Consider the following 20299-nt stretch of genomic DNA (forward strand, 5'->3'; position numbering starts at 1 on the left):
CACCGGGCCCTTTTCCACCACTCCCTCCGGAGAACTCCTGTCATGACCCATGTCTCCGCCCGGCGGGGCGCCTTCTACGTGTCCGTGGCCGCGACCGCCTGGGGCACCGGCGGCGCCGCCGGTTCGCTGCTCTTCGAGACGGCCGGGCTCGGCCCCGTCGGCGTGTCCCTGTGGCGCTACCTCATCGGCGCCGCCCTCCTCCTGGCCCTCACCCGTCCCCTGCACTCCGGGCTCAGCTGGCGGGTGCTGCCGGTCGGGGCCGGGATGGCGCTGTACCAGACCGCGTACTTCGCCGCGATCGCCCACTCGGGCGTGGCCGTCGCGACCGTGGTGACGATGGGCGCCACGCCCGTCTTCACCGCCCTGGGCAGCCGCTTCCTGCTCCGCGAGCGCCTCGGCGGGATCGCCAGTGCCGCCCTGGCCGCCGCCCTGGCCGGGCTAGTGCTGCTCACGGCCGAGACCGTGCTCCAGACCGACACCTCCACCCTTGCCGGGATCGGCTTCGCCCTGGCCTCGGCCGCCGGGTACGCCGGAGTCACGCTCTTCTCCCGGCACCACCGGGACGACCCGCGGGGCACGGCGGTCGGCGGGTTCGTCGTCGGCGCGGCGTGCCTGGCCCCGTTCGCGCTGGCCGACGGGGTGGTGCCGGAGGTCAGCCTGGCCTCCGTGGGGTTGCTGCTCTATCTGGGGGCGGTGCCGACCGCGCTGGCGTACGGGCTGTTCTTCCGGGCGCTGACCGCGTTGCGGGCCACCACGGTCTCGATCATCTCCCTCGGCGAGGCGGTGGGCGCGGCGGTGCTCGGCGTCGTGCTGTTCGGCGAGCGGCTCACACCTCTTGCCTGGTCGGGGTGCGCATTGTTGCTTCTGGCCGTCACGGTTCTGGCCGTACGCGCCCAAGAGGGCTGACTCCGGCGGGAGCGGTGTGACGGCTCGGGCCGTCAAATGAGTTAAGGTCCGGTACGGCGACGCTTGCCGTGTCGTCGCTCAGCCTCCTTGAAGTCCCACAATCCGGCTCGAGGGGAGGCGCGGAGGGAACGGTGTCGGCGAAGCGCGCGTTGGAGGAACTGTGGCCTCAATAAAAGGAATGATCAGGAACCTCCTGGATCGTCCGGGCGGCGTCCCTCTGACCCCCTATCTGAAGATCGTCAAGGCCGCCGAGGGGCGGGCCGAGCGGATCGCGGGGCTCGAGGAGCTGCCGGTGCCGGCGATGGACGATCTGGCGGAGTTCTGCGCCGTGGCGCGTGAGGCCGCCGACCGGACGCTGGGGCTGCGCCCGTACGACGTGCAGTTGCTCGGCACCCTCGCCCTCCTCGACGGCAAGGTCGCCGAGATGGCCACCGGCGAGGGCAAGACGCTGTCCGGCGCCATGGCGGCGGCGGGGCACGCGCTGCAGGGCAGGCGCGTGCACGTGATCTCGGTGAACGACTACCTGGCCCGGCGCGACGCCGAGTGGATGGGGCCGTTCTACGAGGCGCTCGGCGTGAGCGTGGGCTGGATCGGCCAGAACTCCACGCCCGACGAGCGGCGCGCCGCCTACGCCAAAGACGTGACGTACGGGCCGGTCAGCGAGATCGGGTTCGACGTGCTGCGCGACCGCCTCCGGACCGACGCGGGCGCGATCATCGTGCCCCCGCCCGAGGTGGCCCTGATCGACGAGGCCGACTCCGTGCTGGTGGACGAGGCCAGGGTGCCGCTGGTCATGGCCGGCTCCACCGACCCCGGCAACGCGGTGCCGGAGATGGCGGCGCTGGTCAGGCAGCTCGTACGCGGCTACCACTACGAGATCGACGAGCAGTCCCGCAACGTCTATCTCACCCCCAAGGGCGCCGACAGCGTGGAAAACCTGCTCGGCGTCGAGCTCTACGACGAGCACGAGCCCGGCGCCCTCATCGAGCTCAACCTGGCCCTGCACGCCCACGCGCTGCTCGCCCGCGACGTCGACTACATCGTGCGCGACGGCAAGGTGCAGCTGATCAACCCCTCGCGCGGCCGGGTGGCGCTGCTGCAGCGCTGGCCGGACGGCCTGCAGGCGGCCGTGGAGGCCAAGGAGGCGCTGCCGCCGAGCGAGAAGGGCGAGATCCTCGACTCCATCACCGTCCAGGGCCTGATCCGCCGTTATCCGCGCATCTGCGGCATGACCGGTACGGCCGTGGCCGTCAGCGAGCAGCTCGGCGAGTTCTACGGCCTCAAGGTCGCCGTCATCCCGCCCAACCGGCCGTGCGTCAGGCTGGACGAGCCGGACCGCATCTACCCGACCGTGCCCGACAAGGACGCGGCGCTCGTCGAGGAGATCCAGGCGGTCCACGTCACCGGCCGGCCCATCCTCATCGGCACCCTCGACGTGGCCGAGTCGGAAAACCTCGCCAAGCTGCTCCAGCGCCGCGGCCTGGAGCCGGTGGTGCTCAACGCCAAGAATGACGCCGAAGAGGCCGCGATCATCGCCAAGGCCGGGGAGCGCGACGCCATCACGGTCTCCACCCAGATGGCCGGCCGCGGCACCGACATCCGCCTGGGGGAGGGGGTGGCCGAGCTCGGCGGCCTGTACGTGATCGGCTCCGGCCGGCACGCCAGCAGCCGCCTGGACGACCAGCTCCGCGGGCGGGCCGGCCGCCAGGGCGACCCCGGCGGCTCGGTGTTCTTCGTCAGCACGCAGGACGACCTGATCACCCAGTTCGTGCCCGACGAGCGGCCGCCCGCCGCCGACGCGGACGGCCTCGTCCGGCACCGGCGCGGCGCCTACCTCGTCGGCCACGCCCAGCGCGTGGCCGAGGGCGTCAACCTGGAGATCCACCGCAACACGTGGCGCTACACCCGGCTGCTGGAGCACCAGCGCGAGCTGATCCTGGAGTGGCGGGACAAGGTTCTGCACGGGGACGCCGCCGCCAAGGCGCTGTCGTCGGCCGACCCCGAGCGCTGGGCGACCCTGCCCGAGGAGAGCAGGGACGAGCTCGCCCGCCAGATCGTCCTGCACGCCATCGACCGCTGCTGGACCGAGCACCTGGCGTTCCTGACGGACCTGCGCGAGGGCATCCACCTGCGGGCGCTGGGCCGGATGAGCCCGATCGACGAGTTCCACCGGGAGGCGGTGGCCGAGTACAAGTCGCTGCTGGCCGAGGTCGAGCGGCGCTCGCTGGAGTCGTTCGAGGCCCCGGAGCCCGACCTGCAGCGGCCCACGGCGACCTGGACGTATCTGGTGCAGGACAACCCGTTCGGCACGGAGTGGGACCGCATCCTCAAACGTGTCACGGCGGCCGCCCGGCGCGGCTGATTCCGTTACCTGACAGAAGGTGGCAGGTACGGCTGGAACGCTGGTCGCATGACAACCAAGGCAAGACTCCTGGCCGTGTCCATCGACTGCCCGGAGCCCAAGAAACTGGCCGAGTTCTACCACGCGATCCTCGGATGGGACATCACGTACGCGGAGGACGAGTACGCCGCGGTGAGCGACGGCACGTCGAGCATCTACTTCGGCCGCGTGGCCGACCGGAAGCCGGTGGTCTGGCCAAGCCCGGACAAGCAGTTCCACCTGGACTTCCGGGTGGCGGACGTGGAGCGGGCCGTGGCTGAATACGTGGCGCTGGGCGCGACGCGGCCCGAGTTCCAGCCCGGGGTGACGGAGGAGGGCACCGGCTGGATCGTGCTACAGGACCCGGCCGGCCACCTGTTCTGCGTCTGCCCCGAAGCATCGAGCTGAACAGGGATGATACCGATTTAGATATCGGCGGGTGCTCCATAGCGGTCTTGGACAGTACGTAGGGGACTGTGCTGTCCTGGGCGCCATGTCCAGATCGCAGCCTCGCAGACGCATGTCCGGCATCCTCCGCCTGGCCGGGGCCGCCACCACCGCCGGAGTGGTGGCGGCGGCGCTCGTACTGCCGGCCGTGGGCGGCTCGGGCGCCGCGGTCGTGGCGGGAACCGATGCGCTGAACCTCCGGCCGGCCGCGCTGGAGGAGCCGCCGCTGCCGGAGAAGACCACCGTGTACGACGCCGAGGGCCACCAGATCGCCCAGTTCTACGCGCAGGACCGCAAGGTCGTGCCCCTGGCGCGCATCGCGGAGGTGATGAGGACGGCCATCGTCGCGATCGAGGACGACCGCTTCTACGAGCACGGCGCCATCGACATCGAGGGCACCGCCCGCGCCCTGGTCACGAACCTCACCTCCGGAGGCATCAGCCAGGGCGGCTCGTCGATCACGCAGCAGTACGTCAAGCAGGTCCTGCTCAACTCGGCGGACTCCGAGGAGGAGAAGAACGCGACCCTGGAGGCCAGCTACTCGCGCAAGCTGAGGGAGCTGCGCCATGCCATGGCCGTCGAGCAGAAGTACACCAAGGACGAGATCCTGGAGAAATACCTGAACATCGCCTACTTCGGGGCGGGGGCCAACGGCGTGGAGGCGGCGGCCAGGCGCTTCTTCGGCGTGTCGGCGGCCGACCTGGACCTGGCGCAGGCCGCCACCCTCGCCGGCGCCGTTCAGGACCCCAACACGACCAGCCCGGACCGCGGGAAGGAGGCACGCGAGCTGCTGCTGCGGCGGCGGAACGTGGTGCTCGACCGGATGGCGGGCCTCGGCCGGATCACCCGGGCGCAGGCCGACGCGGCCAAGGACCGCAAACTCGGCTACAAGGGCGTCAAGCAGCCCAACGGCTGCCAGGAGAGTCGCTATCCGTACTTCTGCGAGTACGTACGGCACGAACTGCTGGCCAACCTCGACTTCGGCGGCACCCGGCGGCAGCGCGAGCAGACCTTCAGCCTGGGCGGGCTCAAGATCCGCACCACGCTGGACCCCGAGGCGCAGCAGGCGGCCGAGGCGGCGATCAAGAAGCACGTCCGCGCCTCGGACCGCGCGCTGGCCGCCGAGGCGCTGGTGGAGCCCGGCACGGGGAAGATCAAGGCGATGGCGGCCAGCCGCCCGTTCGGCGGTTCCGCCCGCGACGACGAGATCTCCTACAACGCGGTGGCCGACAAGGCGCACGGCGGGCTGATCGGCTTCCAGCCGGGCTCGACGTTCAAGACGTTCACCCTGATCACCGCGCTCAAGCAGGGCATGAAGATCGACGACGGCATCACCGCCGGCGCCGGCTACACCGCGCCCGGCTACTCCACCTTCAAGAACTGTGCCGGCCGTAACGTGGGCGATCCGTCGTGGACGGTCACGAACGACGAGGGCTCGCCCGGCTTCAAGACCCTGGAAACCGGCACCTGGGGCTCGGTCAACACCTTCTTCATGGCCCTGCAGGAGCGGGTGGGGCTGTGCCAGACCGTCGAGACCGCCAAGTCGCTGGGCATCAAGCGGGCCGACGGCGCCAAGCTGCGCGAGTTCGAGACGTTCACGCTCGGCATCAACGAGAGCGACCCGGTGACCGTGGCCACCGCCTATGCCGCCATCGCGGCGCGCGGCACGTACTGCCCGCCCATGGCCATCACCTCCGTCACCGGCCGGGACGGCCAGACGACCGACTACCGGCCGCGGTGCGAACGGGCGCTGGACCCGCAGGTCGCGGACGCGACCGCGTACATCCTGTCCGGGGTGTTCACCCACGGCACCATGAGCGGGGTCGGCGGCATCGGCCGCCCGGCGGCCGGCAAGACCGGCACCACCGACGGGTACGCCAGCGCCTGGTTCGCCGGGTTCACCCCCGATCTGGCGGGGGCGGTCAGCATCGGCGACCCGCGCGGCTCCCAGCGGTACAAGCTCACCGGCGTCACCATCGGCGGCCGGTACTACGGCTCGGTCCAGGGCGCCTCAGTGCCCGGCCCCATCTGGAAGGACACGATGACGGCCGCGCTGCGGGGGGTGGCGCCGACCCGGTTCACGCCGGTGGACATGGAGCGCTTCGGCGGCTGCGCCGAGGACTGCGCCCCGTCCCGGCGCGACCCCGACCAGCCGGACCCCGGCGACGCGACCACGGAGCCACGTGCGGACGATGCCACCCAGGAGTCGCCGGCCGACGATGCCACCGACGAGCAGCCGGCGGACGAGGCAGCCGACGTAGCCGAGGAGTAGCCGGCGAAGGAGGCCCGCCCCCGAGCAGCCGCTGGACGAGGCCCGTCTACCCACGGGCAGTCGGTGGACGAGGCCCGTCTACCCACGGGCAGTCGGTGGACGAGGCCGCCCCCGAGCAGTCAGGCCGCCCACTCAGGGCAACCGGTGGACGAGGCCCGCCGTCGAGCAGCCGGTGGCGAGGCCGCCCACCCAGGGACAGCCGATGGACAAGGCGGCCTGCCGAGTAGCCGTGGACGGGGCGGCCTGGCGAGTAGTCGTGGACAAGGCGGCCTGCCGAGCAGTCGGTGGATGAGGCGGCCCAGGGACGTCCAGCCCGTAGCAAGTACGATGGGGTCCGTGAGGCGGGGTTCGCTTCGTCAGCGCGCATCAGCGCTGGTCGACGGCCGTTTCTGGTCAATCATCGGTCTAAAGTAGGATTTCACAGACCGCCATCCCCCATAAGCTGGAGCACATGCTCTTGGACGGATCCATGCCCCTGCGTGGGCGACGATGACCTGGGTCGGCCTGATTATCGCCCTGGCAGGAGCGCTTGGATACGCGCTCGGCGCAGCCCTGCAGCAATACGAGGCCGTGGCCGAGGGTGCCTCGTTCAGGCTGATCAAGCGGCGTCGCTGGTGGATCGGCGGCATCATCGGCTTCACCGGCGCCTGCCTGCATGCCGTGGCCCTGAGCTTCGCCCCGCTGGTGGCCGTCCAGCCGATCAGCGTCGCCACGCTGGTGTTCGCCGTTCCGTTGGCCGCGTTCATGTATGGCCGTAAGCCGTACAAAGCGGAAATTTTTGGTTCCATCGCCGTGGCCGTCGGCCTGCTCTGGCTCATGCTCCTGGTGCCCCGGCACAACGTGATCCCCAGGCTGAGCGACGGCGCCGCCGTGGGCTTCCTGGCCGTGATCGCGGTGATCACCCTCGTCACCCACTTCATGGCCAAGCGGGTCCACGGCCCCAACAGGGCGCTGCTGATGGCGGTGGGCGCGGGAGCGGTGACGGCGAGCGTGTCCACGTTCGTGCGCGTGGTCGGCGGGGGCATGCAGGGTGACTGGGGGCGGCTGATGCACTGGTTCACCATCGCCATCCCGGTGCTGCTGGTGTGCGCGGTGGTGCTGTTGCAACGCTCGTACGCCGTGGGTTACTTCGGCATCGCCTACGCGGGCGTCCAGGTCGTGGACCCCATCACCTCCGTCCTGGCGGGCGCGATCCTGCTGGGCGAGCCGCTGCCCACCAGCCCGTCCACCGCGATCCCCGCCCTGCTGGCCAGCGCGCTGACCATCGCCGGCACCATCACCCTCGGCCGACTGGCCCCCGACCACTCCCACCCCACCACACTCCCGCCCACCCCGGCCCGCCACCCAGTCCCAGCGACCTCAGAAGCAAACTGACGCTCCCCGGAGCCCCCGGCCCACCACGTCACCAGCCGCCCAAGGAGCAAACTAACCCCTCGTGTGCCAGTCCTGGGGGCGCCAGCGATCGGGCGGTCAGGTCGTGTGCCTGCCCTTGGGGGTGCTACCGATCGGGCGGTCAGGCTGTGTGACTCCTGGCGGTCTTACCCGGCCGAGCGGTTAGGGTGGGCGGCCTTCTCCGGTGGGTGCCAGCGCAGCAGCCCGTCCATCGAGCGCAGCATGAGGTCTGGACTGAGCCGGGTGGCCACCCGCATCGCGAGGTCGCGCAGGCCCACCGCCACCGGGTTCCGTAGCTTGGTCACCTTGCAGATGGTCATGGACTGCTTCACGATCCTCGCCGTCCGCTCCAGCCGTGCCGCGCTGTAGGCGGCCAGGGCGTCCGGGAGCCGGTCGGGAGCGTCCGCCGTACCGGGTCCGACCAGGTGAGCCAGGACGATCGCGTCCTCGATCGCCTGGCAGGCTCCCTGGCCCAGGTTCGGCGTCATCGGGTGGGCGGCGTCCCCGAGCAGCGCCACCTTGCCCTGGTGGAAGGCGGGCAGTGGCGTGTCGAAGTAGTGCACGTCGTTCCGGATGATGTGGGCGGGATCGGCGGCGCGCAGCAACGTCGGGATGGGCTCATGCCAGTCGCCGAAGCGCCGGAGCAACTCCGCCCGTTCGTCCCCGTGGACGGCTCCGGCGGGTGACACGTCGGTCGCGTATATGTAGACGAGGCCACCCGCCAGCGGATGGACGCCGAACACCTGCCCCCGCCCCCAGCTCTCCGTGCTCCGGATCGTCAGGTCACCCCTCGCCGGTACGAGCCCGCGCCAGGCCGTCACCCCCGAGTACACCGGGCCTGGATGCTCAGGGAAGAGCGCCTGCCGGGTCGCCGAGTGGATGCCATCCGCCGCCACGATCAGGTCGGCCACAACGTCCTCCGCCTGAGTAGGGGCGGGGCCTGCGCCGCGCGCCTGGGCACGGTCCGCGCCCGCGTTGCTCACCTCGGTATGGTCCCGGCCCGCGTCCCCCACGTCGGCACGGGTCGCGCCCGGGTCCCCCGTTTCGGTGCGGGCCAGGTCCGTTTGGATATGCGCCACTCCCGCCTCGGTGTCCACTGCGGACACCGTGGTGCCCAGCCGGATCCGCTGGGTCCCCAGCGCGTCGATGAGCACGTCCAGCAGCGTCGCCCGCAACGCGACCACGAACGAGTCCCCGAAGCGGGCCTCCGCGTCGTCCCCCGAGGTCCGCACCAGCCACTGTCCGCCGGGTCGGCGGATCCCCGCCTGACCGTGTAACTGGGACAGCTTGCGGATCTCCGCGCCGAGGTCGAGCGTGTCGAGTGCTTGCAGGGCGTTGGCCGCGATGGCCAGCCCCGAGCCGACGGGGTCGATTTTCGGTGCCCGTTCCAGGACGGTCACGTCCCAGCCCGCGCGCAGGAGTGCCACCCCGGCGGTGAGCCCGCCGACGCCTGCGCCGATCACTACAGCTCTGGCCATTTCCGGAGCCTCCCTCACTACGCCTGTAGTGACATCTTACTACGCCTGTAGTTGGGTGGCCCCACCGAGGTAGCATTCGTGGCCTTGGCATCCTGTCCGGCCTGGAAGGGCGGGGTTGCCGACCACACTCGACCCATCAGGAGGAGGGCATGTTGAGGCTTGCGGTTCGCAGGCTTACCCCACGGCGGGCCTTCTCGTGCGTACGCGGCATGTCCGGCTGCGGTGGGTGCGATTTGGAGCGCCGCGTTCACGTCAGCGTTTCCTGCATAACCGAACGGCCAGCACTGGAAACGCGCCTGGCTCCTACGTGCCTGGCTCGTACGCGTCTGGCTCGTACGCGCTTGGCTCGTACGCGTCTGGCTCGTACGCGCTTGGCTCGTACGCGTCTGGCTCGTACGCGCTTGGCTCGTACGCGTCTGCTGCTCGTGGAGATTTCCGACAGAACTGGCCTGCGCGCGATGCTCTGCCAGTGCCCGCTCTCGTGCGGGTGCCGGGGTGAGCTGGTGACGCGAGCTCCGGAGCGCAGTACCGACCGTCGCCTACAAGAACCGGGAGGCTTCATGCCCTGTCGTTCCGCGTTTCCTCCCCGCCCTGAAGCTCACTCCGGAGCTGAGGGGCAGGGCCTCCATGCTGCGGGCACCCGGTGACACGGTCAGAGGCCGTCGCTGACGCGGCCATCTCCCTGTTGGCCGAGCGAGGCATGCGTGGCCTCACCCACCGGGCCGTGGACGAGGCGGCGGGGCTGCCGTCCGGGTCCACGTCCAACCTGGCCCGCACCCGTGCCGCCCTGCTGGAGCTGGCGTTGGCGCGGCTGACCGAGCTGGAGATGCGGGCGCTGGCCCCGGCGTTGAGCGCCGGTCCGGGGGACCTGGCCGACCTGTCGGACCTGCCCGGCAGGATGGCGGAGGCGATCCACATCCAGCTCAGCGACCGCAGGCGCACGCTGGCCCGCTATGAGCTGGCCCTGGAGGCCACCCGGCGGCCCGAGCTGCGCCGGATCTACGACCAGGCCGGGCGCCGCTTCCGCGACCCCGCCGTCGCCCTGCTGACGGCCCTGGGCTCGGCGGACCCGGTACGGCACGCGCGGCAGTTGGTGGCGTACGGGGAGGGGCTGATGTTCGATGCCATCGCCGGGGCCGGTGCCACGCCCACCCTGGCCGAGCTCGACGACGCCATGCGGGACCTGCTGGCCGGGATGCTGCGTTGACCGAGTTCGACCACGCCATGCGCGACCTGCTGGCCGGGATGCTGCGCTGACCGAGTTCGACGACGCCATGCGGGACCTGCTGGCCGGGATGCTGCGCTGACCGAGCCGCACGTCGACGCCGTCACACGGAAGAACCGCTGACCGGTCGACTGTCGCTGCGACGCCCTCGTTGCCGTTGGCGTACGCCGGGAAGGTCCCGGCCCCGAACCACGCCTCGACGAGGTGCCGGCCGCGAACGCCGCCGGCCATGTCCCTCAACCGCAGTGATCCCGCCGGGTCAAACCGCATCCGGCCCGAACAGGCGGTCCAGGTGGTAGTCGATGATCTTGGTGGCGGCCTCGTGGCTGCGCTGCCCGCTGAGGACACTTGAGGTCAGGCCGTTGGCGAGAGCCAGCAGGCCGGCGACTTCGGTACGCGGGTCACGATCGGGGGCGATGTCCCCGGCCTGCTGCGCGGCGGTCAGCCTTGCGGTGAGGAAGTTTTCCAGTGCGTTCGGCAGGGTGAGCCCGACTGCGGCGAGCGCCGGGTCGGTGAGCGCGGCGGTGTAGTAGGCGGTCCAGGCCATGGAGTCCAAGGTGCTCTGCTCGTCGAAGGGCAGGATCGTGCCGAGGACGGCGGCGAAAACGCCTCGCGGTGTCAGCTCGCCCGCCGCGGCGGCCCGCTGCTTGACCCGGTGGTCCATGCGGGCACCCAACTCGGTGAGGCCGGACTCGAGCAGGGCCTGCTTGTTCGTGAAGTAGTACTGGACGACGCGCAGTGAGACCCCGGCCTCGGCGGCGATCTCACGCATCGACACTGCCCGCAGGCCGCGGGTGCTGGCGATGCGCAGCAGCGCTTCGGTCAACTGGCGCCGCCGCGCATCATGATCAACCTGTCGGGGCATACCCGTTCCCTACCCGTCGTTCGTGTTGTGCTTCGGCGTTGCGGTCCCGGGGCTCGCCTGGCCGGGAAAGGTGAGAATCCGCTCGGCGACCAGCTCCGGAGCTTCGACGGGCAGCGAGTGTCCCGTGCCGGGAACGATCTCCACGCGCCAGGAAGGCGCGATGTCGGCCAGCCGCGCGGCCACCGCCCGCGCGTCCAGCAGCGCGCTGCGGGCGCCCAGCAGCACCTGTACGGGCACGGACAGCTCGCGAATCTGCTCGTCGGTGTAGGCGGGCGGGATGAGCACGCGCCGGCGGAAGGACCAGCCGGCCCTCATCAGCCTCACCAGCCCATCCTCGCGCAGCACCCCGTTGCCCACTACACCGGCCATGCGGTGTCGCAACGTATGAGGAAGCATGGAGGCGATGGCGCCGGCAGCGGCCCACCGGACGAACCGCCCGGTTATCGGCGCGAACCCGCCCGGATCCACCAGCGTCAGCGCCGCGACCCGGCCGCCCCCGCCGAGTTGCTGTTCCACCGCGGCCCATACCGCGGCAAAGCCCCCGGAGGAGAAACCCGCCAGGTGTGCGCGCTCGGCTTCGACCGCGGTCAGGACGTCGGTGACCCAGCCGCCGACCTCGGCGCTGGTCGCCAGCGTCCGTCTCTGGACCGAGCGGCCGGGCTCGCCGAGCGGGTCGACGGCAAAGACCGGGCGCGTGCGCGCCAGCGGTTCGATGTAGCGGTGCCAGCTCAGCGCGTTCCCACCGGCACCGGCCAGGAGGATCACGGGGTCTCCCTCGGCGGGCCCGGCCCGGTGGATGCGCACAGTGCCGGCGCGGGTCTCCACGTCGATGGCGTCCACCGGCACCGGCCACAGCTCGCCGAGCACTCGGTCGTAGACGGCGTAGTACTTGTCGCGGGCAGAGTCGCTGGTGAAGCCCGACGGCCGGTCAGGAATGCGCATGGTGACTCCCTCTCCGGGAATGGATACAGTCGTATCCTATCAAGTGCCGACGAGTCGCGGGAGTGTGGTGCTCGTCCGAGGCGGGGTTGAGGTGGGTTCGAGGGGTGGCGGGTTCTGGGAGCGATTGGTGGTCGGTCGAGGGGTCAGCAGGCGTCGTGGTAGGGCAACTCCGGCAGGTACCGGGCCCACTCCTGCGGTGAGAGCCCGCCGTACCGCGAGCAGATGTGCGCCGCCGGGTCCGCCGGGCTCGGTCCCGGCTCCAGTTCCACGGTGAGGACGACGCCCCGCCCCGCCAGCACCCGCACCCTCCGCCCGTCGGCGGTGAACGTGGCCTGCGCCGGGCGGTCGGCGCCGGAGGCGGGCACCTGGCGGTCGGCAAGCAGGGTTCCGTCGGACAGCCGCCACACCCGTACCCGATCATGGTCCGTGCTGGTCAGGAGCCGCCCGTCGGGGCTGAAGCGCGGATAGCCGGGGGAGGGCCGCAGCCGCCGGTACTGCGTCGGCACCCCGTCGAGCCAGTACACCTGGATGCCCGTCTCCTCCGCGATGGCCACCCGCTTCCCGTCCGGCGCGAACGTCGTGTACTCCCACGGCATCCGCCCCAGCCACGGCGCCGCCGTCACCCGTCCCCGGTCCCTGACCTCCGACCTCCTGCCGTCGAACACCAGCGCCGTCCGGTCCCCTGGCCCGACCACGACGTACTCGTTCACGTACACGGCCCGCCCCGCCCGCAGGTCCCAGGCCCACCGCTCGCCCGACTGCCGCGCCGCCGCGAACAGCAGCCCGCCACCCGGGCTGAACCACGCCGACTGCTCCCCGGGGGCGCCGAGCCCGCGGCCGAAGGGCGGGCCCACGATCGGGCCGGACACGTCCCACAGGTACGAGCGGTCGACCCCGACCAGCGCCAGCGTGCGGCCGTCCGGTGACCAGGCCATCGCCCGTACCGACTGCTCGGGCCCCGCCGTCCTGGCGAGCTCGCGGCCCGTGTTCACGTCGTACAGCCGGAGCGTGCCCTCCTCCAGCGCCGCGAGCCGGCCGCCGTCGGCGCTGAGGGCGTGCAGCGAGCGCGGCCCCGCGTGCGGGTCGGCGAACACCTCCACCGCCGCGTCCGTCGCCGTCAGCGCCCGGCGTGCCTCCGGGATGGGCGCCAGCCGCCAGGCGGCCAGGCTCAGCTTGCGGGCCGTCACCGGGTCGGCCAGCCGCAGCGCCTCCGCCCGCGACGCCGCCACCTTGGCCATCGTCTGGTCGAGCCGCCCGTCGGCGGCGCCCGCCTGCCAGAGCGCGAGCAGCACCACCACCGTCAGCAGCCCCGCCATGAGCGCCCACCGCCGGCGTGACCGCCTGCGCACCCGACCGAGGCCCGCGTCCAGGAACGTCTGCTCGCCCGCGCTCAACGTCACCCGCCGCCGCCCGCTGGCCGCCCACGCCAGCGCCCGGTCCAGCGGCTCGCCCCGCCACAGCGCGGTCTCCCGCCGCCCGGCCGCCTCCCACCGCCGGGCCGCCCGCGCCAGCTCCCGGTGCACGGCCAGGCCGTCCCGCTCGCTGTCCAGCCATTCATGCAGCCGCGTCCAGGCCCGCAACAGCCCGGCATGCGTGATGGCCAGCACCCCCACCGCCATGCCTCCCACGGTCGCGCCGCCAGCGCCTCCCAAAGCCGCGCCGTCCGTGCCTCCCACGGTCGCGTCGCCCGCGCCCTCCCCGCCGTCCGGCTCTGGCTCCTGGTCCTGGCCGCCCTCGTCGTTCGCCGCCCGGTGCGTGATCAGGCCCGCCTGCTCGTACGCCGCCAGCACCCGGTCGATCGCGGCCGCCTCCTCGGCGCTCCGCCCGGCCACCAGCTCCTCCCGGGACGCGGTGGTCACGGTGTCCACGCCGTCCGAGTCCACCCCCACCAGCCGCAGGAAGACGTCCGGCACCACATCCTGTTCCCCCGGCGCCAACCCCCGGTAGACGGCCTCGGCACGCACCCCGAGCGGCGGGTCGTCGATGGGCTCGGGAGGCAGCAGCCGGCCCTGCTGCGACTGGGGCGAGTCGAGCAGGGACATCAGGAGATGGCGGGCGTTCGGGCGGCGCTCGGGATCCGGGTGGAGGGCGGCGGCCACCAGCCCGCGCAGGGGCCGGTCCAGCCGCTCGCCCCCGCCTAATCGCTGCTCCGACCCGTACGCGGCGAACACCAGCAGCCGCCCCCAGGCCAGCACGTCCTCGGCCGTCCCCGCGCCGTCACGCGCCAGCCCCAGCCCCACCAGCCGCGGCCCCTCGGCCCCCAGGACGACCTTCTCGGGGGTGAGCGCCCCGTGCACCGCGCCCGCCTCGTGCACGGCGGCCAGTGCCGTGGCCGTGGCGGCGGCCAGCCGGTAGAGGTCGTCGCCCGCGTAGGGGCCGTGCCCGTCGACGACCTGGCGCAGGGTGGGGCCCTCGATGTACTCGGTGACCAGGTAGGCGGGCTCCCCGTCCAGGCGGGCCTCGGTCAGCTTGGCGATCGACAGCGAGCGCACGTGCCCGGCCGCCTGCGCCGAGGCGGCGGCGCCGGGCGGCACCACGGCCAGGGCATGGCGGGTGCCCGACTCGTCGTAAGCCTCGCGGACGACGACCTGCCCGCCCCCGTCGAGCCGGGCGCCGAGCCAGTAGTCTCCCAGCCGATCACACATGAAGGAGCGGATGCCGCCTTTCCGCTAACTGAGCAAGCGTGCCCGGTGCTGTGGCCATTCCTCTTCGAGGATGCCGAAACAGACCGTGTCGCGCCAGGTCCCGTCGGGCCTCTTGCGATGGCGGCGCAGCGTGCCCTCGTGCAGGCCGCCGATGCGCTTGATGGCGTTCTGCGACCTCAGGTTGAGGTTGTCGGTCTTGAGCAGGACCCGGTTGTAGCCGAGGCCGAAGGCGTGGTCGAGGAGCAGGATCTTGCAGCCGGTGTTCACCGCCGTACGCCAGACCGCGCGGCCGTACCAGGTCCAGCCGATCTCGACGCTCTCGTCGAAGCCCGGCACGTCGCAGTACGTCGTCCAGCCCACGGCCCGCCCGCCCTCCTTGGGCACCACGGCCAGCGGGACGTGCCGGTCGTCGTCGATGAGGACGCCGGCGACCCGGGCCAGCTCCTCCTCGGTGCGCGGCGCCGGCACCGGCAGCCAGCGCCAGACCTCCTCGTCCCCGCCCCCGGCGGCGAACAGGTCGGGTACGTGTTCCAGGGTCAGCGGCTCCAGCCGGACGACGTCGTTCTCCAGCACCACGGGCGCGGGCAGCTTGGCGGTCATGGCCGGCAACTCTACGAGCGGGGCCGGGATCACGTTGATGGCCACTTGCCCGGCTTTACGAAAAACCACCTGTCGACACTCATACCGGCCGGTCGGTAGGCTCACTGCCATGGACTTCGCCTTTGACACCGTCACCGAGGACCTGCGCGAACGACTGCTGCGCTTCATGGATGAATGCGTCTATCCCGCCGAGTCCGCCTTCGAGGAGCAGGCGGCGTCCAGCGGCTGGGGCCCGCCGCCGCTGATGGCCGACCTCAAGGACGAGGCCAGGAAGCGCGGCCTGTGGAACCTGTTCCTGCCCGGCGAGCACGGCGCGGGCCTCACGAACCTGCAGTACGCGCCTCTGGCGGAGATCATGGGCCGGAGCCCCACCATCGCCCCGACGGCCACCAACTGCGCCGCCCCCGACACCGGCAACATGGAGGTGCTCTCCATGTTCGGCAGCCCGTGGCAGCGCGAGGAGTGGCTGACCCCGCTGCTCGACGGGGAGATCCGTTCCGCGTTCGCGATGACGGAGCCCGACGTGGCCTCCTCCGACGCCACGAACATCGCCACCGCCATCGTCCGCGACGGCGACGAATACGTCATCAACGGTCGTAAGTGGTTCATCTCCGGGGCGATGAACCCCAACTGCAAGATCCTCATCGTCATGGGCAAGACCAACCCCGACGCGCCCAAGCACCGCCAGCAGAGCATGGTCCTGGTGCCGCGTGACACGCCGGGTCTGGACATCAAGCGCGGCATGCACGTGTTCGGCTACACCGACGCCGACCACGGCGGCCACGCCGAGATCGAGTTCCGGGACGTACGCGTTCCGGTGGACAACCTGATCGGCGAGGAGGGCGGCGGCTTCGCCATCGCGCAGGCCAGGCTCGGCCCCGGCCGCATCCACCACTGCATGCGCCTGATCGGCATGGCCGAGCGCGCCGTCGAGCTCATGTGCAGGCGGGCGCTGGCCAGGACCACGTTCGGCAAGCCCGTCGCGCAGCAGGGCGTGGTCCAGGACTGGATCGCCGAGTCCCGGATCAAGATCGAGCAGCTGCGCCTGCTCGTGCTCAAGACGGCCTGGCTCATGGACACGGTGGGCAACCAGGGCGCCCACACCGAGATCCAGGCCATCAAGATCTCGACGCCGATCACCGTGGAGTGGATCCTGGACAAGGCCGTCCAGGTGCACGGCGCGGGCGGCGTCTCGCAGGACTTCCCGCTGGCCGGGCTCTGGGCCGGCGCTCGCGCGCTACGCCTGGCGGACGGACCCGACGAGGTGCACAAGCGGTCGCTGGCCTATCGCGAGCTCAAGGGGTACATGTGAACGAGCCTGAGATCAAGGAGCGGGTCGCGGCGTTCCTGGGGGAGCACGACCCGGCGGGGGATCGGCTGGAGTTCCTGCGGGCCAGGTTCGATGCCGGGCTGGCGTGGGTGTGGTTCCCCGAGGGGCTCGGCGGGCTGGGCGCGTCGCGGGAGCTGCAGCAGGTCGTGGACCGGGAGCTGGCGCACACGCCGCAGATCACCAGCGGGGTCCAGGGCATCGGGCTGGGCATGGCGGCGCCGACGATTCTGGCGTTCGGCACCGAGGAGCAGCGGCGGCGGTTCCTGCGGCCGTTGTGGACAGGGGAGGAGATCTGGTGCCAGCTCTTCAGCGAGCCGGGCGCCGGGTCCGACCTGGCCACGCTGGCCACCCGGGCCGTGAGGGACGGGGACGAGTGGGTGGTCGACGGGCAGAAGGTCTGGACGTCCGGGGCCCATCACTCCCGGTGGGGCATCCTCGTCGCCCGTACCGATCCGGACGTGCCCAAACACCGCGGGCTGACGTACTTCGTGTGTGACATGCACGCGCCCGGTGTCGAGGTGCGGCCACTGCGGCAGATCACCGGCGAGGCCGAGTTCAACGAGGTGTTCCTGACTGGGGTGCGGCTGCCCGACGACCTGCGGCTCGGCGCGGTGGGCGACGGGTGGCGGGTGGCGCAGACCACGCTCATGAACGAACGGGTCGCCATCGGCGGGGCCGCTTCCGTGCGGCGGGGCGGCGGGATGCTGGGCGCGGTGCTCGACACCTGGCGCGAGCAGCCGGAGCTGCGTACGCACGACCTGCACCAGCGGCTGCTGGCGCTCTGGGTGGAGGCCGAGGTGACCCGGCTGTCCGGGGCGCGGCTGCGCGAGCAGCTCGTCGCGGGGCACCCCGGGCCTGAGGGCTCGGGGATGAAGCTGTCCTTCGCCAGGCTGAACCAGGCACTGTCGGGGCTCGACGTCGAGATGCGGCGCGACCTCGGCTACGACGACTGGGCGTTCCGCCGTTCGGAGACCGTCGACTTCTACGGCCGCGGTCCCGGCTACCGCTACCTGCGGGCCAAGGGCAACTCGATCGAGGGCGGCACCTCCGAGATCCTGCGCAACATCATCTCCGAGCGGGTGCTCGGACTGCCCGCCGAACCCCGCGTCGACAAGGACGTGCCGTGGAAGGACCTGCCCCGATGACGCGGAGTGAACCCGACGCAGTGAGCGGAGTGGACCGTGAGGGACGAGCGGGCCGCGTAGCGAATGAGGAGCGGTGAGCGACCAATGACGCTGTTGTATTCGGAGGTTGAGGAGGAGCTGCGGGCGGCCGTGCGCGGGCTGCTGGCCGACCGGTGCCCGCCCGCCGCGGTGCTGCGCCGCATCGAGTCCGAGCCGGACGGCCGGGGCTCGGCGAGTCCCGTGTACGACCTCGACCTGTGGAAGACGCTGGCGGGCGAGATCGGGGTGGCCGGGCTGCTCATCCCGGAGGAGCACGGCGGCGCGGGCGCGTCGGCCAGCGAGGTGGCCGTCGTGCTGGAGGAGCTGGGCCGGGCGGTGGCGCCGGTGCCGTTCCTCACCAGCTCGGTGATGGCCACCCTGGCGCTGCTGCCGACCGGTGACGCCCTGCTGGGCGAGCTGGCCGAGGGGCGGAGGACGGCGGCGCTGGCCGTGTCGTTCGCGGCCTCACCGTACCGGCCGGGGCGGGGCGCCTCGGTGCGGCTCGACGGCGGGCGGTTGTCCGGGAGCGTCACCGGCGTGGCCGGGGCCGACGTGGCGGACGTGCTGCTGGTGCCGGTGGACGGGGATCTCTACGAGGTCACGGGCGGCGGTGTCGTGGTGGCGCCCTCGCTCGACCTGACCAGGCCGGTGGCCACCGTGACGTTCGAGGCGGCGCAGGCCCGCCGGGTGGGGGCGTGCGACCTGGCCGAGGTGCTGCTGAGCTCGGCCGGACTGCTGGCGTCCGAGCAGCTCGGCGTGGCCGAGTGGTGCCTCGACACGACGCTCGCCCACGTCAAGGAGCGCCACCAGTTCGCCCGCCCGATCGGCTCCTTCCAGGCCGTCAAGCACCGCCTGGCCGACCTGTGGCTGGACGTGGTCAGGGCCAGGGCGGCGGCGCGTTCGGCGGTGGCCGACGGCTCGGCCGTCTCCGTCGCGGTGGCGCAGGCATGGAACGCCGCGGTGGCGGTGCACGCCGCGGAGGAGGCCCTGCAGTTGCATGGAGGGATCGGGATGACGTGGGAGCATCCCGTACATCTGTATCTCAAGCGCGCCAAGTCCACTGAGATCGCGCTCGGTACGCCCGGCGACCACCGCGAGGCGCTGGCCTCACTCGTCGACGTCCCCGGCCCCGAGTGAGGCGAGCAGCAGGTCGGCGAAGTGCTTGCCCACCTGGGCGCCGGTCAGCGGGCCCGCCGCGTGGAACCAGGTGCCCAGGTGGTGCACCGAGCCGAAGAAGTAGTCCACGACCAGCTCGGCGGGGACCCGGTCGCTGAAGATGCCGGTGCGCTGCCCCTCGGCCACGAGCCCGCGGAAGCGCTCGTGGTAGCGGCGGCGCTCGGCGCGTACGGTCTTCTGGGTCTCCGGGGCGAGCAGGTGCATCGACCTGAAGAAGATCTTGGAGTCGTCGAGGTTCGCGGTCGTGGTCTCCACGACGTCGGCCGCGGCCCGGTGCAGGCGCTGCTTCAGGGTGCCGGGGCCGTCGGCGATCTGCGCCAGCCGCTCCGTCTGCATGCGAAGCACCCGGGCGTAGATCTCGTGCAGTAGATCGTCCTTTGAGTCGAAATAGTGGTACATGGCGCCCTTGGTGACGCCTGCTGACACCACGATTTCCTGCACTGAGGTGCCCTCGAAGCCACGTTCGGCGAAAAGCCGGGTCGCCTCGGCGAGCAGCCGCTGCCTGACCGGTTCTTCTTTCACATGCTCCCCCTTGTCACCCGCCATAGCATACCGACTGGTCGGTCGATCCTCATTTGGTGGTCTTGCAGGTACTAATTACGTCACCTTAGGCTCGCCTTGGTTGAGGAGCGGGTATCTCTTGACCGGCGAGGGATCTTCGGCGTGGCAGATCCCGGAACACACCTACTCATTTCGGGGAGTTTGCCGTGCCCGGTGGCTCTATCTACGTGAAGCAGGACGAAAAGTACACAGGGTCATCCCCGCAGTGGTGGTACGAGAAGTTCTGGCGCGAAGACGCGCAGAAGCGGCGCAGGTCACGGTACGTCAAGGCCGGAGTGGGCTTCGTGATCGGGGTCGCGGTCGCGCTCAGGTTCGGCCTCACGGGCGGTGCCGTGCTGATCGGCCTGCTGCTCGCCGGCCTCGTCGCCGGGGGTGACTGGTACTACCACTGGCGCTCCTTCCAGGCGACCGCGGTCTGGCGCGGCGCGCGCCAGGGTGAGGCGATCACCGGCAGGATGCTGCGCAGGTCGCTCGGCCGGCAGGGTTACACCGTGCTCGACGGCCGCGCCATCCGCGGTCAGGCCTCGATCGACCACCTGATCATCGGTCCCGGTGGCGTGTGGATCGTGGACAACGAGTCCTGGAGCCCCGACACCGAGATCGCGGTCTACGCCGGCCGGCTGTTCTTCGGCGAGAAATACGGCACCAAGGACGTCAAACCGCTGGTGGAGACCGCCGAGGCGTTCGCCGAGCTGCTCTCGCGCGAGACCGGGGTCCCGGTGACGATCACGCCCATGTTCGCCGTGCACTGCGGGCTGCTGCCCAGGGGTGGCGTCGTGAGCGCCGAAGGGGTCACGCTGGTCAAGCCGCGGCTGGTGGCCAAGCTGATCAAGGCGGCCGACGGCGACGTGCTCACCGGCGAGCAGATCGAGCTGCTGGCGCGCACCGCGGCCAGGGAGCTCCAGCGAGCCTGACCT

The 20299-nt window shown here is 71.5% G+C and carries 16 protein-coding genes; 10 read left to right on the forward strand and 6 right to left on the reverse strand.

Going from position 1 to position 20299, the window contains the following annotated elements:
- Positions 1 to 42 precede the first annotated feature (42 nt).
- The 5 genes from BLS95_RS29905 to BLS95_RS29925 all read left to right on the forward strand — a co-directional run bounded on the left by BLS95_RS29905 (position 43) and on the right by BLS95_RS29925 (position 7379).
- Positions 43 to 906, forward strand: coding sequence for a DMT family transporter (locus BLS95_RS29905; RefSeq protein WP_090938651.1), 864 nt, complete (start codon positions 43 to 45; stop codon positions 904 to 906).
- Between the two features lie 178 nt (positions 907 to 1084).
- Entirely contained in the window at positions 1085 to 3268 is a 2184-nt protein-coding gene (gene secA2 / locus BLS95_RS29910) for an accessory Sec system translocase SecA2 (RefSeq protein WP_090938653.1), read from the forward strand.
- A gap of 48 nt (positions 3269 to 3316) precedes the next feature.
- Complete coding sequence (locus BLS95_RS29915) at positions 3317 to 3694, forward strand: VOC family protein (RefSeq protein WP_090938656.1); 378 nt, start codon at positions 3317 to 3319, stop codon at positions 3692 to 3694.
- 112 nt (positions 3695 to 3806) lie between these two features.
- A complete protein-coding gene (locus tag BLS95_RS29920) occupies positions 3807 to 6005 on the forward strand; it encodes a transglycosylase domain-containing protein (protein ID WP_090938659.1) in 2199 nt (732 codons plus the stop codon).
- A 489-nt stretch (positions 6006 to 6494) separates the two neighbouring features.
- Complete coding sequence (locus BLS95_RS29925; RefSeq protein ID WP_245765368.1) at positions 6495 to 7379, forward strand: DMT family protein; 885 nt, start codon at positions 6495 to 6497, stop codon at positions 7377 to 7379.
- A 164-nt stretch (positions 7380 to 7543) separates the two neighbouring features.
- Here BLS95_RS29925 and BLS95_RS29930 read toward each other — a convergent pair whose 3' ends face one another.
- On the reverse strand, positions 7544 to 8875 hold the full coding sequence (locus tag BLS95_RS29930; protein ID WP_090938662.1) for an FAD-dependent monooxygenase: 1332 nt from the start codon (positions 8873 to 8875) through the stop codon (positions 7544 to 7546).
- 700 nt (positions 8876 to 9575) lie between these two features.
- Here BLS95_RS29930 and BLS95_RS29935 point away from each other — a divergent pair.
- Positions 9576 to 10082 carry a TetR/AcrR family transcriptional regulator gene (locus BLS95_RS29935; RefSeq protein ID WP_176993441.1) on the forward strand — a complete coding sequence of 169 codons (507 nt, stop codon included), beginning with the start codon at positions 9576 to 9578 and terminating at the stop codon, positions 10080 to 10082.
- A 277-nt stretch (positions 10083 to 10359) separates the two neighbouring features.
- Here BLS95_RS29935 and BLS95_RS29940 read toward each other — a convergent pair whose 3' ends face one another.
- The 4 genes from BLS95_RS29940 to BLS95_RS29955 all read right to left on the reverse strand — a co-directional run bounded on the left by BLS95_RS29940 (position 10360) and on the right by BLS95_RS29955 (position 15152).
- Complete coding sequence (locus BLS95_RS29940) at positions 10360 to 10965, reverse strand: TetR/AcrR family transcriptional regulator (protein ID WP_090938668.1); 606 nt, start codon at positions 10963 to 10965, stop codon at positions 10360 to 10362.
- Positions 10966 to 10974: 9 nt separating this feature from the next.
- The gene (locus BLS95_RS29945; protein ID WP_090938671.1) at positions 10975 to 11907 is read right to left on the reverse strand and encodes an alpha/beta fold hydrolase; all 933 of its coding nucleotides are present in this window, start codon (positions 11905 to 11907) and stop codon (positions 10975 to 10977) included.
- Positions 11908 to 12050: 143 nt separating this feature from the next.
- Positions 12051 to 14552, reverse strand: coding sequence for an nSTAND1 domain-containing NTPase (locus BLS95_RS29950; RefSeq protein ID WP_090938674.1), 2502 nt, complete (start codon positions 14550 to 14552; stop codon positions 12051 to 12053).
- Between the two features lie 24 nt (positions 14553 to 14576).
- Positions 14577 to 15152, reverse strand: coding sequence for a GNAT family N-acetyltransferase (locus BLS95_RS29955; RefSeq protein WP_090939037.1), 576 nt, complete (start codon positions 15150 to 15152; stop codon positions 14577 to 14579).
- 109 nt (positions 15153 to 15261) lie between these two features.
- Between BLS95_RS29955 and BLS95_RS29960 the strand changes: the two genes are divergently transcribed.
- The 3 genes from BLS95_RS29960 to BLS95_RS29970 all read left to right on the forward strand — a co-directional run bounded on the left by BLS95_RS29960 (position 15262) and on the right by BLS95_RS29970 (position 18782).
- The gene (locus BLS95_RS29960; protein ID WP_090938677.1) at positions 15262 to 16464 is read left to right on the forward strand and encodes an acyl-CoA dehydrogenase family protein; all 1203 of its coding nucleotides are present in this window, start codon (positions 15262 to 15264) and stop codon (positions 16462 to 16464) included.
- A complete protein-coding gene (locus BLS95_RS29965) occupies positions 16461 to 17627 on the forward strand; it encodes an acyl-CoA dehydrogenase family protein (protein WP_090938679.1) in 1167 nt (388 codons plus the stop codon). The genes BLS95_RS29960 and BLS95_RS29965 overlap by 4 nt, the downstream gene beginning before the upstream one ends.
- Before the next feature lie 84 nt (positions 17628 to 17711).
- On the forward strand, positions 17712 to 18782 hold the full coding sequence (locus BLS95_RS29970) for an acyl-CoA dehydrogenase family protein (protein ID WP_090938682.1): 1071 nt from the start codon (positions 17712 to 17714) through the stop codon (positions 18780 to 18782).
- On the opposite strand, the gene BLS95_RS29975 is transcribed toward BLS95_RS29970, so the two are convergent.
- Positions 18753 to 19367, reverse strand: a complete 615-nt coding sequence (locus BLS95_RS29975) for a TetR/AcrR family transcriptional regulator (RefSeq protein WP_090938685.1) — start codon at positions 19365 to 19367, stop codon at positions 18753 to 18755. The two genes, BLS95_RS29970 and BLS95_RS29975, sit on opposite strands and share 30 nt — an antisense overlap.
- Before the next feature lie 161 nt (positions 19368 to 19528).
- Between BLS95_RS29975 and BLS95_RS29980 the strand changes: the two genes are divergently transcribed.
- A complete protein-coding gene (locus BLS95_RS29980; RefSeq protein ID WP_090938688.1) occupies positions 19529 to 20296 on the forward strand; it encodes a nuclease-related domain-containing protein in 768 nt (255 codons plus the stop codon).
- Positions 20297 to 20299 lie beyond the last annotated feature (3 nt).

It is taken from the genome of Nonomuraea jiangxiensis (assembly GCF_900099965.1).
GTDB lineage: Bacteria > Actinomycetota > Actinomycetes > Streptosporangiales > Streptosporangiaceae > Nonomuraea > Nonomuraea jiangxiensis.